Origin of the sequence: Bacillus sp. SIMBA_026 (assembly GCF_046535335.1) — a bacterium.
Lineage (GTDB): Bacteria > Bacillota > Bacilli > Bacillales > Bacillaceae > Bacillus > Bacillus velezensis.
The window spans coordinates 1-272 of sequence record NZ_JAWRWX010000160.1; the positions used below are offsets into that span (position 1 = coordinate 1).

The 272-nt window shown below is 41.5% G+C and carries 1 protein-coding gene; it reads left to right on the forward strand.

The features are described 5' to 3' along the window. Nucleotides 1–272 (forward strand): hypothetical protein (locus SB847_RS21060; RefSeq protein WP_410578564.1); only part of this gene is annotated, 272 nt, incomplete at both ends.

A 272-nucleotide genomic window follows, 5' to 3' on the forward strand; every position in this document is an offset into this window, starting at 1 on the left:
GTAAGTAGAGTCGGCGAGCAGGGAGATAATGACAGTCAGCCAGAAAAGATTTCAGAAGTCGGGGTCATTTTTTCCTTACTACTGAGCGCAGTGATTTGCACCATAGGTCTGTTTGTCGCTTCGCTATTCCCATTTTCTGGTATGTTCATTATTGCGATAACGCTGTTGTCACTGATAGTTGCTAACTTTATGCCCGCTATAGTCACAAGAAAAATTCAGTTTGATTACCATTTGGGAACCATTTTTATGTACGTGTTTTTCGCTACCATAGG